The organism is Serratia sp. BFP-2025, assembly GCF_050880365.1.
Taxonomy (GTDB): Bacteria; Pseudomonadota; Gammaproteobacteria; order Enterobacterales; family Enterobacteriaceae; genus Serratia; species Serratia surfactantfaciens.
Genome location: NZ_JBPAFV010000001.1, coordinates 3,009,530 through 3,023,003, shown reverse-complemented (window position 1 = coordinate 3,023,003; position 13,474 = coordinate 3,009,530). Strand labels below are relative to the sequence as shown.

At 60.9% G+C, this 13,474-nt stretch carries 11 protein-coding genes; 9 read left to right on the top strand and 2 right to left on the bottom strand.

The genetic code is table 11. The annotated features are described in order from the left end of the window. Positions 1-15: 15 nt before the first annotated feature. From ACRAWE_RS14510 to ACRAWE_RS14470, 9 genes are all read left to right on the top strand, one after another. Positions 16-345 carry a YbaB/EbfC family nucleoid-associated protein gene (locus ACRAWE_RS14510; protein WP_004940264.1) on the top strand — a complete coding sequence of 110 codons (330 nt, stop codon included), beginning with the start codon at positions 16-18 and terminating at the stop codon, positions 343-345. After that, the gene (recR, locus tag ACRAWE_RS14505; RefSeq protein ID WP_004940263.1) at positions 345-950 is read left to right on the top strand and encodes a recombination mediator RecR; all 606 of its coding nucleotides are present in this window, start codon (positions 345-347) and stop codon (positions 948-950) included. The genes ACRAWE_RS14510 and recR overlap by 1 nt, the downstream gene beginning before the upstream one ends. 235 nt (positions 951-1,185) lie before the next feature. Continuing rightward, entirely contained in the window at positions 1,186-3,051 is a 1,866-nt protein-coding gene (htpG, locus tag ACRAWE_RS14500) for a molecular chaperone HtpG (protein WP_019454163.1), read from the top strand. Positions 3,052-3,253: 202 nt separating this feature from the next. Beyond that, a complete protein-coding gene (gene adk, locus ACRAWE_RS14495) occupies positions 3,254-3,898 on the top strand; it encodes an adenylate kinase (protein WP_004940261.1) in 645 nt (214 codons plus the stop codon). A 166-nt stretch (positions 3,899-4,064) separates the two neighbouring features. Further along, positions 4,065-5,198: a sugar diacid recognition domain-containing protein gene (locus ACRAWE_RS14490; protein WP_063918852.1), complete on the top strand. Its 1,134-nt coding sequence runs from the start codon at positions 4,065-4,067 to the stop codon at positions 5,196-5,198. A gap of 119 nt (positions 5,199-5,317) precedes the next feature. Next, a complete protein-coding gene (locus tag ACRAWE_RS14485; RefSeq protein WP_016928831.1) occupies positions 5,318-6,583 on the top strand; it encodes a GntP family permease in 1,266 nt (421 codons plus the stop codon). 9 nt (positions 6,584-6,592) lie between these two features. Beyond that, entirely contained in the window at positions 6,593-7,756 is a 1,164-nt protein-coding gene (locus tag ACRAWE_RS14480; RefSeq protein ID WP_432525518.1) for a glycerate kinase, read from the top strand. A 119-nt stretch (positions 7,757-7,875) separates the two neighbouring features. Then, positions 7,876-8,838: a ferrochelatase gene (hemH, locus tag ACRAWE_RS14475; protein ID WP_019454160.1), complete on the top strand. Its 963-nt coding sequence runs from the start codon at positions 7,876-7,878 to the stop codon at positions 8,836-8,838. A gap of 90 nt (positions 8,839-8,928) precedes the next feature. Then, positions 8,929-10,233 (top strand): inosine/guanosine kinase, encoded by a 1,305-nt coding sequence (locus ACRAWE_RS14470; protein WP_019454159.1) that lies wholly within the window; start codon positions 8,929-8,931, stop codon positions 10,231-10,233. A 57-nt stretch (positions 10,234-10,290) separates the two neighbouring features. Here the strand turns inward: ACRAWE_RS14470 and ybaL are convergent, their stop codons facing one another. Together ybaL and ACRAWE_RS14460 are read right to left on the bottom strand one after the other, a co-directional pair. Continuing rightward, positions 10,291-11,982 (bottom strand): YbaL family putative K(+) efflux transporter, encoded by a 1,692-nt coding sequence (ybaL, locus tag ACRAWE_RS14465; protein ID WP_025160055.1) that lies wholly within the window; start codon positions 11,980-11,982, stop codon positions 10,291-10,293. Between the two features lie 246 nt (positions 11,983-12,228). Next, the gene (locus tag ACRAWE_RS14460; RefSeq protein ID WP_063918853.1) at positions 12,229-13,449 is read right to left on the bottom strand and encodes an MFS transporter; all 1,221 of its coding nucleotides are present in this window, start codon (positions 13,447-13,449) and stop codon (positions 12,229-12,231) included. Between the last annotated feature and the right edge of the window lie 25 nt (positions 13,450-13,474).

Genomic DNA, 13,474 nt, shown 5'->3' with positions numbered 1-13,474 from the left:
CGACGAGAGACGACTATGTTTGGTAAAGGCGGTCTGGGCAACCTGATGAAGCAAGCCCAGCAAATGCAAGAAAAAATGCAGCAGATGCAGGAAGAAGTCGCCAAATTGGAAGTGACCGGCGAGTCTGGCGCGGGCCTGGTGAAAGTGACCATCAACGGCGCGCACAACTGCCGCCGTGTGGAGATCGATCCAAGCCTGATGGAAGACGACAAAGAGATGCTGGAAGATCTGATCGCCGCTGCGTTTAACGACGCCGCGCGCCGCATCGAAGAGACTCAGAAAGAGAAAATGGCCTCCGTTTCCAGCGGCATGCAGTTGCCGCCTGGCTTCAAGATGCCGTTCTGATGCAAACCAGCCCGCTCCTTGAATCCCTGATGGAGGCGCTGCGCTGCCTGCCGGGCGTCGGCCCGAAATCGGCGCAGCGCATGGCGTTCCAACTGCTGCAGCGCGATCGCAGCGGCGGCATGCGCCTGGCGCAGGCGTTGACGCGCGCGATGTCGGAGATCGGCCACTGTGCCGACTGCCGCACCTTCACCGAACAGGACGTCTGCACTATCTGCGCCAATCCGCGCCGTCAGCAAAACGGCCAGATTTGCGTGGTAGAAAGCCCGGCGGATATCCACGCCATCGAGCAGACCGGCCAGTTCGCCGGGCGCTACTTTGTGCTGATGGGGCATCTGTCGCCGCTGGACGGCATCGGGCCGGGCGATATCGGTCTGGATCGCCTGGAGCAACGGCTGGAAAAGGAAAGCATCACCGAAGTGATCCTCGCCACCAACCCGACGGTGGAAGGGGAGGCGACCGCCAACTACATCGCCGAGATGTGCGGCCAGTATGGCGTGCTCGCCAGCCGCATCGCCCACGGCGTGCCGGTGGGCGGCGAGCTGGAGATGGTCGACGGCACCACGCTGTCGCATTCTCTGGCCGGGCGCCACGCCATCAAGTTCTGATGTTTTCCCGGGTGGGGCCATTCGGCCCCGTCCTATCGCGAACAAAGGAGGAAAAACCACGTTTTTCCTCCTTTGTTGTTATCAGCCGAACATCAATAATTGGGCGCGGTCGTTCGGCCCCAGCGTTTTTTGCCAAAAATTTCCCACCGTCCGCTTGAAAAACAACACCCTGACCCTCATCTGATCCTCATTGTTCGATTTTGGTAGCCATTGTCTTTTGAGGTAATCAATGAGTATGAAAGGTCAAGAAACCCGCGGGTTCCAGTCTGAAGTAAAACAGCTGCTTCATTTGATGATCCATTCGCTGTACTCCAACAAAGAAATTTTCCTGCGCGAGCTGATTTCCAACGCCTCTGACGCTGCCGACAAGCTGCGCTTCCGCGCCCTGTCCGCGCCAGAGCTGTACGCCGGCGACGGCGAGCTGCGCGTACGCTTGTCCTTCGATAAAGAGCAGCGCACCCTGACCATCGCCGACAACGGCATCGGCATGCGCCGCGAAGAAGTGATCGAGAACCTCGGCACCATCGCCAAGTCAGGCACCAAAGCATTCCTGGAATCCATCGGTTCCGACCAGGCGAAAGACAGCCAGCTGATCGGCCAGTTCGGCGTCGGTTTCTACTCGGCGTTCATCGTGGCGGACAAAGTGACCGTGCGCACCCGCGCCGCCGGCGCCGCCGATGACGAGGGCGTGTTCTGGGAGTCCGCCGGCGAAGGCGACTACACCATCGCCGACATCACCAAAGAGACCCGCGGCACCGAAATCACCCTGCATCTGCGCGAAGGCGAAGATGAGTACCTCGACGCCTGGCGCTTGCGCTCGGTGATCGGCAAATATTCCGATCACATCGCTTTGCCGGTGGAGATCGAAAGCAAGAACGAAGAAGACGATACCGTCACCTGGGAGAAGATCAACAAGGCGCAGGCCCTGTGGACCCGCAGCAAGGCTGACGTGACCGACGAAGAGTACAAAGAGTTCTACAAACATATCGCTCACGACTTCACCGATCCGCTGAGCTGGAGCCACAACCGGGTGGAAGGCAAGCAGGAGTACACCAGCCTGCTGTATATTCCTGCCCAGGCGCCGTGGGACATGTGGAACCGCGATCACAAGCACGGCCTGAAGCTGTACGTGCAGCGCGTGTTCATCATGGACGACGCCGAGCAGTTCATGCCGAACTACCTGCGCTTCGTGCGCGGCCTGATCGATTCCAACGATCTGCCGCTGAACGTGTCGCGCGAGATCCTGCAAGACAGCCGCGTGACGCAAAACCTGCGCGGCGCGCTGACCAAGCGCGTGCTGCAGATGCTGGATAAACTGGCCAAAGACGACGCCGAAGGCTACCAGAAATTCTGGCAGCAATTCGGTCTGGTGCTGAAAGAGGGGCCGGCGGAAGACAACGGCAATCAGGAAGCGATCGCCAAACTGCTGCGCTTCGCCACCACTCACGGCGACAGCTCGGCGCAGACCGTGTCGCTGGAAGAGTACGTCGGCCGCATGGCGGAAGGGCAGGAGAAGATTTACTACATCACCGCCGACAGCTACGCCGCCGCCAAGAGCAGCCCGCACCTGGAGCTGTTCCGCAAGAAAGGCATCGAAGTGCTGCTGCTGTCCGATCGCATCGACGAGTGGATGATGAGCTACCTGACCGAGTTCGACGGCAAGGCGTTCCAGTCGGTCAGCAAAGCGGATGAAGCGCTGGACAAACTGGCGGATGAAACCGAAGAGCAGAAAGCCGCCGAGAAGCAGCTGGAACCGTTCGTCGAACGCGTGAAAACCCTGCTGGGCGAGCGCGTGAAGGATGTGCGCCTGACGCACCGCCTGACCGATACGCCGGCGATCGTGGTGACCGACGCCGACGAAATGAGCACCCAGATGGCCAAGCTGTTCGCCGCCGCCGGTCAACAGGCGCCGGAAGTGAAGTACATTTTCGAGCTTAATCCCGAGCATGCGTTGGTCAAACGAGCATCCGACGTGGGCGATAACGAACATTTCGCCGAATGGATCGACCTGTTATTGGATCAGGCGCTGCTGGCTGAACGCGGCACGCTGGAGGATCCGAACCTGTTCATCCGTCGCATGAATAAGTTGTTGTCCGCCTAAAGTTGAAGATATGCGCCCTTAACGGCACAGTTAGGGGCGCATTTTCGTTTTTTTCCCGCATTTTCTCGCCTTTTGTTCGTCTGTTTTTTTGCACATTCCGCAATCGATTTCCTTCGCGCGCCTTGAGCCTGCCCCCCCTGAAATGGTATCGTTGAGCGTTTTCGCAATTTTATAAAAACTACATAGCAAGGGGATTTACGCAATGCGTATCATTCTGCTGGGCGCTCCGGGCGCTGGTAAAGGTACTCAGGCTCAATTCATCATGGAGAAATACGGCATTCCGCAAATCTCCACCGGTGATATGTTGCGCGCAGCCGTGAAGGCCGGCAGTGAACTGGGCAAGCAGGCGAAAGAGATCATGGACGCCGGCAAGCTGGTGACCGATGAGCTGGTGATCGCGCTGGTCAAAGAGCGCATCGCTCAGGAAGATTGCCGCAAGGGCTTCCTGCTGGACGGTTTCCCACGCACTATTCCGCAGGCTGACGCGATGAAAGAAGCCGGCATCAACGTGGACTTCGTGCTGGAGTTCGACGTGCCGGACGAGCTGATCGTTGACCGCATCGTTGGCCGCCGCGTGCACGCGCCGTCCGGCCGCGTATACCACGTGAAGTTCAATCCGCCGCAGGTGGAAGGCAAAGACGACGTGACCGGCGAAGAGCTGACCACGCGCAAGGACGATCAGGAAGAGACCGTGCGCAAGCGCCTGGTGGAATACCATCAGATGACCGCGCCGCTGATCTCTTACTACAGCAAAGAAGCGGCGGCGGGCAACACCCAATACCGCAAAATCGACGGCACCCGCAAGGTTGCCGAAGTGAGCGCAGAGCTGGCGACCATCCTCGGTTGATCGCAAGCGGGTTGTGCATGACGCCGGGCCAGTGGCCCGGCGTTTTTTTTGGCCGTTTTCCCGCCAAACTGTGATCGCGGCGGCTTGTTGCGGCCGTGCCCATTAATCGCCCGTGCCAAATGGCGTATAACAAGCCTGCGTTTTCACCACCAGCAGGGAGCCGGCCATGCTCAGACAAACCAATCTTCTGGCGGAAGCCACCGCGCGCCAGATCGTCCAGCGGGCGATGGGCATCATCAGCCATTCCGTCAACGTGATGGACAGCAACGGCGTGATCATCGCCTCCGGCAATCCGCAGCGTCTGTTTCAGCGCCATGAGGGCGCGGTGCTGGCGTTGGCGGAGAATCGGGTGGTGGAGATCGATCGCGCCACCGCCGAGCATCTGAAAGGGGTGCGGCCCGGCATCAACCTGCCGTTCAGCTTTCGCAATCAGCGGGTGGGAGTGATCGGCATTTCCGGTGAGCCGGCCGAGGTGCGCGCTTACGCCGAGCTGGTCAAGATGGCGGCGGAGATGATGGTGGAGCAGGCGGCGCTGCTGGATCAGCATCAGTGGGAAAAACGCTACCGGGAAGAGCTGGCGAATCAGCTGCTGCAGCCACAGCCGAACACCGCATCGCTGGAAGCGATGGCGGCGTATCTGGGGTTGGATCTGCGCCAGGCGCGCATGGTGTGGATCGTCGAGCTGCAAGAGGCGCAGCCGCACCTGCTGCGTGAGCTGCTGGCGGAGCTGGAAGCCACCCAGCGCGATGCGTTGATCGCCATTACCGGCTTCAATGAGATGACCCTGCTGCGCCCGGCCTGTATGGCGCAGGGCGAATGGAGCCTGAAGCTGGAGCGCCAACAGGCGCAGCGTTTGCAAAACCAGCTTAAACACCGTTTTCGGGTGCGGCTGATCGTCGGCGGTTTTTATGACGATCCGCAAAGCGCCTACCGCTCCAGCCTGACGGCGCGCGCCACCCAGGCGATGGCGCAGCGCCTGAAACTGCGCCATGCCACGCTGTTCTACCACGACTATCCGTTGCCGTCGCTGTTGTGCGATCTGGGGGAGGACTGGCGTGCTCAGGAGCTGGGGCGCCCCTGGCGAACGCTGGGCGAACAGGACGAAAAAGGCGTGCTGCGCGGTACGCTGCGCCACTATTTTTCGCAGAATTGTGATCAGACGCAGACCGCCGCGCAGCTGCATATTCACGTCAATACCCTGCGTTATCGCCTGCAGCGCATCGAGGCGATAACCGGCATGAAAATCAATCAATTAACCGATGCTCTGCGGCTGTATATCGGCATGCTGATGCACGACTGAATTGTGCCAACCCACAAATTCCGCGCCGTTCCGCCGGCGATTTTTTGTTGTTTTCCCTCAGGTCTGCGCCGGGCGCGCGCGATATGTTGGCCTGCACATCAACCACGGAGAAAACAACAATGACAACCGTATCCACTCTGGGGGCGCTGGTGGCGTTAGCCGTCGCCATCGTCCTGATTCTACGCAAGGTTCCGCCGGCTTACGGCATGATTGCCGGCGCGCTGGCGGGCGGGCTGTGCGGCGGCGCCGATCTGGTGCAGACCGTGACGCTGATGATTGGCGGGGCGCAGGGCATCACCAACGCCGTGATGCGCATTCTGGCGGCGGGTGTGCTGGCCGGGGTGCTGATCGAATCCGGCGCGGCGCACACCATCGCCGAAACCATCGTGCGCAAGGTGGGCGAAACCCGCGCGCTGCTGGCGCTGGCGGTGGCTACACTGATCCTGACGGCGGTGGGGGTGTTCATCGACGTGGCGGTGATCACCGTCGCGCCTATCGCACTGTCGATCGCCCAGAAGGCCGGTATTTCACGCGCGGCGATCCTGCTGGCGATGATCGGCGGCGGCAAGGCCGGCAACGTGATGTCGCCCAACCCGAACACCATCGCGGCAGCGGACAATTTCCACGTGCCGCTCACCTCGGTGATGATGGCCGGCATCGTGCCGGGGCTGTGCGGCCTGGTGGTGGCCTATCTGCTGGCGCGCCGCCTGAGCGATAAAGGCAGCAGGGTGATGGCCGAAGAGTTGACTCAGCATGCCGAAGGGGCGCGGCCGGGCTTTGCCGCGGCGATCAGTGCGCCGCTGGTGGCGATCCTGCTGCTGTCGCTACGGCCGATCGCCGGGATCGCCGTCGATCCGCTGATCGCGTTGCCGGCCGGCGGTTTGGCGGGCGCGCTATTGATGGGGCGCATTCGCCAGTGCAATCAGTTTATGGTCTCCGGCCTGTCGCGCATGGCGCCGGTGGCGATCATGCTGCTCGGCACCGGCACGCTGGCAGGCATCATCGCCAACTCGGCGCTGAAGGATGTCCTGATTAACGGCTTAACGCATACCGGGCTGCCGGCCTGGTTGCTGGCGCCGCTATCCGGCGCGCTGATGTCGATGGCAACCGCGTCGACCACCGCCGGCACCGCCGTAGCGTCCGGGGTATTCAGTTCCACGCTGCTGGAACTGGGGGTGAGCGGGTTGGCCGGCGCGGCGATGATCCATGCGGGCGCGACGGTGCTGGATCACCTGCCGCACGGCAGCTTCTTCCACGCCACCGGCGGCAGCGTCAATATGGCGGTGCACGAGCGGCTGAAGCTGCTGCCGTATGAGACGCTGGTGGGGTTCACCATCGCGGCAATCTCGGCGCTGATGTTTGGCGTATTTAACCTGGCGGGATAAGGAACAGTGATGAAAACGCTGAAAAAAGTGGTTATTGCCCCGGATTCTTTCAAAGAGAGCCTGAGTGCGCTCGGCGTCGCCGACGCTATCGAGCGGGGATTCCGTCAAATCTACCCGCAGGCGCACTACGTGAAGTTGCCGATGGCGGACGGCGGTGAAGGGACTGTGGAGTCGATGGTGGCGGCCACCGGCGGCGAAATCGTCCAGGTGACGGTCACCGGGCCGCTGGGCGAGCCGGTGCAGGGATTTTATGGCCTGCTGGGCGACGGTGAAACCGCGGTGATTGAAATGGCCGCCGCTTCCGGGCTGCATCTGGCGTCGCCTAATCGGCGCGATCCGCGCATCACCACCAGTTACGGCACCGGTGAACTGATGTTGGCGGCGTTGGAGCGCGGCGTGAAGGCGATCATTCTCGGCATCGGCGGCAGCGCCACCAACGACGGCGGCGCCGGGATGATGCAGGCGCTGGGCGTCAAACTGCTGGATCGGGATCGCCGGCCGTTGCCGGTGGGCGGGGCGGCCCTGGCGCAGCTGGCGCATCTCGATCTCGCCGGGCTGGATGCGCGTTGGCAACGGGTGAGCGTGACCGCCGCCTGCGACGTCGATAATCCGCTGTGCGGCGAAAAGGGCGCGTCGGCGGTGTTCGGGCCGCAGAAGGGGGCGACGCCGGAGATGGTGGCGCAGCTCGATGCGGCGTTGCATCACTATGGCGAACTGCTGGAGCGGGAAACCGGCCGCGCCGTGCTCACCCAGCCGGGCGCGGGGGCGGCGGGCGGCATGGGGGCGGCGCTGCTCGGCATGCTCGATGCGCGCTTGCGGCCGGGCATCGAGATCGTCACCGAAACCCTGCGCCTGGATGAGGCGGTGCGCGATGCTGACTTGGTGATCACCGGCGAAGGGCGGTTGGACAGCCAGTCGATCCACGGCAAAACGCCGATTGGCGTGGCGCGGGTGGCCAAGCGTCACGGCGTGCCGGTGATCGCCATCGCCGGTAGCCTGACGCCGGATTATCAGGTGGTGCATCAGCACGGCATCGATGCGGCGTTTTCGGTGCTCGATCGCATCGTGACGCTGGAAGAGGCGTTGGCGGACGCCGATCGCAATCTGCAGGTGACGGCGCGCAACGTGGCGGCGGTATGGCAGCTGGCGCAAGGGAGAGGCTCACAGGCATAGCCTGTTGCTGTTATCGGTTTCGACGCAGGACTTTTCCGTTACAATAGCCGGCATTAATGGCTGCTGACATCCCGACCCAGAACGGAATGCCGGCCGGAAAGGAAATGAGGGGAACTGAGATGAAGCAAGAGAAACACGGCGTATTGCTGGTGAACCTGGGCACGCCAGATGCGCCGACCTCGTCGGCGGTCAAACGCTATCTGAAGGAATTCCTCAGTGACGATCGCGTGGTCGACACGGCGCCGCTGATCTGGTGGCCGATCCTCAACGGCGCGATCCTGCCGATCCGTTCGCCGCGCGTGGCGAAGCTCTACCAATCGGTGTGGATGGCAGAAGGCTCACCGCTGCTGGTGTACAGCCGCCGCCAACAGCGGGCGCTGGCGGCGCGCATGCCGAATACGCCGGTGGAGCTGGGCATGAGCTATGGCTCGCCGAGCCTGGCGGAAGCCATCGACAAGCTGCTGGCGCAGGGCGTGACTAACCTGGTGGTGTTGCCGCTCTATCCGCAATATTCCTGCTCCACCAGTGCGGCGGTATGGGATGGCGTAGCGCGGGTGCTGAAAGGCTATCGCCGCTTGCCGTCGGTGGCTTTCATTCGCGATTATGCCGAACACCCGGCCTATATCGCCGCGCTGCAGCAAAGCGTGGAGCGTTCATTCGCCGAACACGGCCAGCCGGATCGGTTGGTGCTGTCATTCCATGGCATCCCCAAACGCTATGCGCGTCTGGGCGACGACTACCCGCAGCGCTGCGAGGATACGCTGCGTGCGCTGAGCGCCACGCTGCCGCTGGCGCCGGAGCGAGTGATGATGACCTACCAGTCGCGCTTCGGCCGCGAGCCGTGGTTGACGCCGTACACCGATGAAACCCTGAAGGGGTTGCCGGCGCAGGGCGTGAAGCACATTCAGCTGATCTGCCCCGGTTTTTCGGCGGACTGCCTGGAAACGCTGGAAGAGATCAAAGAGCAGAACCGCGAGATCTTCCTCAAGGCCGGCGGCGAAAAGTTTGAGTACATCTCTGCGCTGAACGATGAACCGGCGCATATCGATATGATGCAGCAGTTGGTGGCGCAGCGTCTGTAATCATTCATAATCTGTATATTAGGTGCATCATGATCGGGCGGGGATGTGTTAACATTCTCCGCTTGTTAAACCGTCACCACCGCCAATCACATGAAATTTCCTGGTAAACGCAAGTCCAAACACTATTTTCCGGTGAGCGCCCGCGATCCGCTTCTGCAGCAGGCCCAGCCCGAAAGTGAAATCAGCACCTCGTATATCGTCGGCATCGACCAGACGCTGGTGGATATCGAGGCGAAAGTGGACGACGCTTTTGTCCAGCGCTACGGCCTGAGTCTGGGCCACTCTCTGGTGATCGAAGACGACGTCGCCGAGGCGCTGTATCAGGAACTGAACGAAAATAATCTGGTCACCCATCAGTTCGCCGGCGGCACCATCGGCAATACCATGCACAACTATTCGGTGCTGGCGGACGACCGTTCGGTGCTGCTCGGCGTGATGTGCAGCAACGTGAAAATCGGCAGCTACGCCTACCGTTACCTGTGCAATACCTCCAGCCGCACCGATCTTAACTATCTGCAGGGCGTAGACGGCGCCATCGGCCGCTGCTTCACGCTGATCGGTGAAAGCGGCGAGCGCACCTTCGCCATCAACCCCGGCCAGATGAATCAGCTGCGCCCGGAAAGCATTCCGGAAGAGGTGATCGCCGGCGCGTCGGCGCTGGTGTTGAGCTCTTATCTGGTGCGCTGCAAGGAGGGCGAGCCGATGAAGGCCGCCACCCTGCAGGCGATCGAATACGCCAAAAAACACGATGTGCCGGTAGTGCTGACCCTGGGCACCAAGTACGTGATCGCCGACAACCCGCAGTGGTGGCGCGACTTCCTGAAGGAAAACGTGTCGATTCTGGCGATGAACGAAGACGAAGCGCTGGAGCTGACCGGGCTGAGCGATCCGCTCACCGCCTCGGACATGGCGCTGGACTGGGTGGATTTGGTGTTGTGCACTGCCGGGCCGAGTGGCCTGTATATGGCGGGCTATACCGAAGAAGCCAACAAACGCCAGACGCAGCACCCGCTGCTGCCGGGGCATATCGCCGAGTTCAACCGCTACGAGTTCAGCCGCGCCATGCGCCGCGAGCACTGTGAAAATCCGCTGCGCGTTTATTCGCACATCGCGCCGTATATGGGCGGGCCGGAGAGGATCATGAACACCAACGGCGCCGGCGACGGCGCGCTGTCGGCGTTGCTGCACGATATCGCCGCCAACGGCTACCACCGTCACAACGTGCCGAACTCCAGCAAGCATGTGCGCAGTTACCTGACCTATTCCTCATTGGCGCAGGTGTGCAAATATGCCAACCGCGTCAGCTACCAGGTGCTGAACCAGCATTCGCCGCGCCTCACGCGCGGCCTGCCGGAGCGCGAAGACAGCCTGGAAGAGTCCTACTGGGAACGTTAACCCATTGAAAAGAAAAGGTCCGGCATGCCGGACCTTTTTTTATGCGCGCGCGGCGCTTCAGATCGGGCAGCCGCCCATTTTTTCTTCTTCGCTCAGGGTATCCAGCTGCAGGATGTTCAGCATGCTGTTGGCGATCTCGCGTTCGCCCATCACCACCTGATTGGCGCCGCGATCGGTGATGTAGGCCACCTCGTCGTCGTAGTGGGCGCGGGCGATGATCTCGATGTTCGGCCGCTTGGCGCGCGCCGAGGCGACGATCTCGCCGGCCTCATAGCCGTTCGGGATGGTCAGCAGCAGCCAGCGTGCACAGTCGAGCCGCGCCAGATCCATCACTTCCGGATTGGCGGCGTTGCCCAACACCGTCTTTATGCCCTGCTCGCGCAGCGCTTCCACCCGCGGGCGGGAGTTCTCGATCACCACCAGCGGGATGCCCGCCTCGGCCAGTTTTCCGCCCAGCAGACTGCCGACGCGGCCATAGCCGACCACCAGCGCATGGTTGCACATGTCCACCGGGATCTGCTTCTCTTCTTCCACCGCCTCTTCGAGGATTTGCTCTTCGATGGTTTCGGTCTTGGCCAGATAGCGCTCCAGCAGGGTGAACAACAGTGGGTTGAGCATGATGGACAGGATCGCGCCGGCCAGCACCAGGTTGCGGCCATGTTCCGACATCATGCCCAGCGCGATGCCGAGGCCCGCCAGAATAAAGGCGAACTCGCCGATCTGCGCCAGGCTGGCGGAAATGGTCAGCGCGGTGCGCTTGGAGTGGCCGAACATTTTCACCAGCAGGAACGCGGCGGCGGATTTGCCGAACACGATAATCGCCAGCGTCGCCAGCACCGCCAGCGGCTCGTTAATCACGATCATCGGATCGAACAGCATGCCGACCGAGACGAAGAACAGCACCGCGAACGCGTCGCGCAGCGGCAGGGTGTCGTGCGCTGCGCGGTGGCTCAGTTCGGACTCGTTCAGCACCATGCCGGCGAAGAAGGCGCCCAGCGCGAAGGAAACGTCGAACAGCTTCACCGCGCCATAGGCGATGCCGAGCGCCAGCGCCAATACCGCCAGGGTAAACAGCTCGCGTGAGCCGGTGCTGGCGGTTTTCGACAGGATCCACGGCACCAGGCGGCGGCCGACCACGATCATCAGCGCGATGAAGGCGATGACCTTACCGATGGTCAGCGCCAGCTCCATCAGCAGCTGACCGCTGCTGGCGTTGTCGTTGCCCAGCATGTTGCCGAAGGCCGGCAGCAACACCAGCGTCAGCACCATCGCCAAATCTTCGACGATCAGCCAGCCGATAGCGATTTGCCCGCGTTGGCTGTCGATCAGTTGCCGTTCCTCCAACGCGCGCAGCAATACCACGGTACTGGCGGTAGAGAGGCAGAGGCCAAACACCAGACCGGAGATCAGATCCCAGCCGAGCAGCTTGGACAACCCCATGCCGAGCAGCGTGGCGACGGCTATCTGCGCTACGGCGCCGGGAATGGCGATAGATTTTACTGCGAGAAGGTCTTTCAGGGAGAAGTGCAGGCCAACACCGAACATCAACAGGATAACGCCGATTTCCGCCAGTTCCGGCGCCAGTGAGGTATCGGCGACGAAACCGGGGGTGAACGGGCCGGCGAGCACCCCTGCGGCCAGATATCCCACCAAAGGGGAGATGCGCAGGCGGTTCGCCAGCATACCGAGGAGGAAGGCGAGTACTAACCCTCCGACGATGGTGGTGATGAGCGGTGTTGAATTATGCATCCATACTCCTTCTGGCTATGCATCGCGGCACGGGAGAAACGCAACAAAGTTACGAAAAGATACATTTAGTTTATTGCATTTGTTCGCGGCTTGCTTGGCTAATTTGGCCTTTTTTGTAAAAAAGCAGAGGATTTCGCTTAAGGTACGGCAATGAGGGGATTTTATGCCAGATAAACCAAATAACATTGATTTATCCGTAGGATAAACCCGGATGAATAAATGGTTTCATCCGGGCCGTTCGCGGGGTTATTGCGTTTTATGCTCCATATTGGGCAGTAACGCGGTGATAATGCCGATCAGCGGCAGGAAAGCACAGATTTGGTAGACCAGTTCAATACTGGTCAAATCAGCGACATAACCAAGAACTGCCGCGCCTAATCCGCCCATACCGAAAGCAAAACCGAAGAATAACCCGGAAACCATACCGACTTTTCCGGGGATAAGCTCCTGCGCGTAAACCAGAATGGCGGAGAACGCCGAGGCGAGAATTACCCCGATAATTACCGTCAAAATGCCGGTCCAGTACAGTGATGCATAGGGTAAAACAAGCGTAAATGGCGCCGCACCGAGGATGGAGCCCCAAATAACATATTTACGCCCTATCTTGTCACCTAGAGGCCCGCCGATAATGGTGCCGGCCGCCACCGCAAACAAGAAGGCGAACAGATGAATTTGCGCGTTCTGCACCGAAATGCCGAACTTATGTATCAAATAAAAGGTGTAATAGCTGCTGATGCTGGCCAGATAGAAATATTTAGAGAAAATCAGCACCAGCAGAATGCCCATCGAGTAGGCGACGGTACGTTTTGGCAGCGGTTTCAGCATTGACGGGCTTTTGGGTTGCCCTTTAGCCACCCGATGCTGATGTTGGTACCATTTGCTGACCTGCAGCAACACCACGATCGCCAGCAGGGCCGCCAGCGAAAACCAGGCGACGTTGCCTTTGCCGTAAGGCGCGATGATCAGCGCGGCCAGCAGTGGGCCAAGCGAGCTGCCGAAGTTGCCGCCGACCTGGAACAGCGACTGCGCCAGACCGTGCCGCCCGCCGGAAGCCATGCGCGCCACGCGCGAGGACTCCGGGTGGAACACCGATGAACCGGTGCCCACCAACGCCGCCGCCAGCAGCACCAGCGGGAAGGTGTTCGCCACCGACAGCAGCAGCAGGCCGGTCAGGGTAAAGCCCATGCCGATCGGCAGAGAATAAGGCTGCGGGTGTTTATCGGTGTAATACCCAATCAGCGGTTGCAGCAGGGAGGCCGTCAGCTGATAGGTCAGGGTGATCATGCCGATCTGCACGAAGCTGAGGTGGAAATCGGCTTGCAGGATCGGGTAAATCGCCAGGATCAGCGACTGGATCATATCGTTGAGCAGGTGAGACACGCTGATGGCGCCGAGGATGGAGAAAGCGGTCCCCTTTACCGTACTGCCCTTGGCGGGCGGCATCGCGCTTTGGCTACTGTCGGTCATATTATTATTAGCCTGATAAGGTGTT

What these genes read in the sequence shown, in the direction of transcription:
- ACRAWE_RS14510 (WP_004940264.1), top strand. Translation starts at nt 16, where the DNA reads ATGTTTGGTAAAGGCGGTCTGGGCAACCTGATGAAGCAAGCCCAGCAA.
- ACRAWE_RS14470 (WP_019454159.1), top strand. Translation starts at nt 8,929, where the DNA reads ATGAAATTTCCTGGTAAACGCAAGTCCAAACACTATTTTCCGGTGAGC.
- htpG (WP_019454163.1), top strand. Translation starts at nt 1,186, where the DNA reads ATGAAAGGTCAAGAAACCCGCGGGTTCCAGTCTGAAGTAAAACAGCTG.
- ACRAWE_RS14460 (WP_063918853.1), bottom strand. Translation starts at nt 13,449, where the DNA reads ATGACCGACAGTAGCCAAAGCGCGATGCCGCCCGCCAAGGGCAGTACG.
- ACRAWE_RS14480 (WP_432525518.1), top strand. Translation starts at nt 6,593, where the DNA reads ATGAAAACGCTGAAAAAAGTGGTTATTGCCCCGGATTCTTTCAAAGAG.
- hemH (WP_019454160.1), top strand. Translation starts at nt 7,876, where the DNA reads ATGAAGCAAGAGAAACACGGCGTATTGCTGGTGAACCTGGGCACGCCA.
- ACRAWE_RS14485 (WP_016928831.1), top strand. Translation starts at nt 5,318, where the DNA reads ATGACAACCGTATCCACTCTGGGGGCGCTGGTGGCGTTAGCCGTCGCC.
- adk (WP_004940261.1), top strand. Translation starts at nt 3,254, where the DNA reads ATGCGTATCATTCTGCTGGGCGCTCCGGGCGCTGGTAAAGGTACTCAG.
- recR (WP_004940263.1), top strand. Translation starts at nt 345, where the DNA reads ATGCAAACCAGCCCGCTCCTTGAATCCCTGATGGAGGCGCTGCGCTGC.
- ACRAWE_RS14490 (WP_063918852.1), top strand. Translation starts at nt 4,065, where the DNA reads ATGCTCAGACAAACCAATCTTCTGGCGGAAGCCACCGCGCGCCAGATC.
- ybaL (WP_025160055.1), bottom strand. Translation starts at nt 11,982, where the DNA reads ATGCATAATTCAACACCGCTCATCACCACCATCGTCGGAGGGTTAGTA.